3 protein-coding genes are annotated in these 1,852 nt (G+C 71.8%); 2 read left to right on the forward strand and 1 reads right to left on the reverse strand.

Annotation, left to right across the window (positions count from 1 at the left end):
* Positions 1-568 (forward strand): type VI secretion protein IcmF/TssM N-terminal domain-containing protein (locus AC27VN_RS40330; RefSeq protein WP_490880341.1); only part of this gene is annotated, 568 nt, incomplete at its 5' end.
* Between the two features lie 29 nt (positions 569-597).
* Here AC27VN_RS40330 and tssJ read toward each other — a convergent pair.
* Entirely contained in the window at positions 598-1,140 is a 543-nt protein-coding gene (gene tssJ, locus AC27VN_RS40335) for a type VI secretion system lipoprotein TssJ (RefSeq protein ID WP_490880342.1), read from the reverse strand.
* 71 nt (positions 1,141-1,211) lie between these two features.
* On the opposite strand from tssJ, the gene AC27VN_RS40340 reads away from it, so the two are divergent.
* The coding region (locus tag AC27VN_RS40340; RefSeq protein WP_490880343.1) for a type VI secretion system protein TssA at positions 1,212-1,852 on the forward strand (641 nt) is incomplete at its 3' end.

Consider the following 1,852-nt stretch of genomic DNA (forward strand, 5'->3'; position numbering starts at 1 on the left):
CGCGCGGCTGCGCCGGCTGGTCGAGGAGGCGGGCCGCACCCTGCGGCTGCAGTTGCCGTTCTACCTCGTGGTCACGGGCCTCGAAGGGCTCGAAGGCTATGGCGCGCTGCGCGGCACGCTGCCGCCCGAGGTGCTGGCGCAGGCCCTGGGCCATCGGCTGGCGGCGGAACAGCCGATGCCCGATGCGGGCGGCGCCGCCGAGCGGCTCGATGCGGTGTTCGAGCCGATCGCCGCGCGGCTGCATGCCCTGCGCATGGGATTGCTGCGCGAGCAGTCGGGCGCTTCGGGCCGGCTCGCGGTGCATTCGTTCGTGGAGGGGGTGCGAAGCCTGCAGCCGGGGCTCAGGCTGGCGGCCGAGGCGCTGTTCGACAGCCATGGCCGCAAGGCGCGCGAGGCCCGGGGATTGCGCTGGCGCGGCCTCTACCTGACGGTGGCCGGCGGCGCGGCGGGCGGCAATGGTGCCTTCACGGGCGACCTGTTCCATCGCTTCCTGCCGGCGGACGCCTCGCTGGTGCGCCCCGGCCGACTGCCGCCCGCGGACCGCGACACGGGCCTGGACGCGATGTGAACGCCGCCCGCCCCCGCGCCGCGCGGCGCCTACTTCTCCTTGATCGGCTCCGCCTTCTGATCGATGCGGATCTGGCGCGCGCCGTAGGTCACGGTGATGGTGTTGATCTTGCCGACCTCGAGCGGGCGCACCTCGCGCCAGCGCGCGCGGTCGAGGTCGCGGAACGCGCCCATCACGCCGATCATCTTGGCGTCGGGCTGCAGCACGAAGTCGAACTTGCGGCTCTCGCCGGGGCGCAGCAGCGTTTCCTCGCGCTGCACCAGCTCGGCGCCGAGCGTGGCCTGGTCCTTCTCGAACAGCGAGAAGAAGTCGGCGCTCTCGAAGGCGCCCGGCGTCTTGAGCACGTAGGCGCGCACCGTGAGCGGCGATGCGCGGCCGCGCGCGTCGGGATTGGCATCGGGGCCCGCCACCAGCGTCAGCGACACGGGCGTCTTCACTTCGGGGGGCGGCTTGCTCGCGCAGCCCGCGAGAAAGAGCGCCGCGGCAGCGAGGCCGAAGGCCGCCACGTGCCGGCGCGAAGCCGTGGCCAGCAGGCCTCCATAGGACGAATGGTGTGTACCGAGCGCTCGCATGCTATTCCCTTCGTTGCATTGACCGGTTGAGAGGCATCTTTGATTATCACCAGCCACATTCAACAGGCAACATGCTCACCAACGAACTCGCAGATGCACTGCTCACACCGATCGGCGACAGCGCGCCGAGCGGCACCGACCTCGAGTACGACGCGGACTTCACCGCGCTCGTGACCGCGTCGCAGGGCAAGCCCGAACAGCAGTTCGGCGACACCGTCATTCCCGCGGTGGAGCCGGACTGGCGCAGCGTGGCCGAGCAGTCCGACGCCATCCTGCGCCGCAGCAAGGACGTGCGCGCCGCCGTGCTGATGCTGCGTGCCGCCACCCGGTTGCAGGGCGTGCCCGGCTTCGTCGCCGGCCTGCGCCTTCTGACCGGCTTGCTCGACCGCTTCTGGGACGGCATACATCCAACGCTCGATGCCGACGACGACAACGACCCGACGATGCGCCTGAACGCGCTCGCGCCGTTGAACGACGAGACCATGGTGCTGCGCGACCTCTACGACGCCCAGGTGGGCGCGGCGCCGGGCGTGGGCTCGATCCGCGTGCGCGACATCGCGGTGGTCCAGGGCACGCTGGCGGCGAACGGCGAGCCGCTCTACTCCGCGCCGCAGCTGCAGGCCGGCCTCGAGGCCCTGCAGGCCGCGCAGCCCGACCGCATCGAGGCCGCGATCGGCGCGCCGGCCCTGATCGACCAGCTGCAGGCGCTGCT

Source organism: Variovorax sp. 20P10.2.4 (assembly GCF_058244205.1).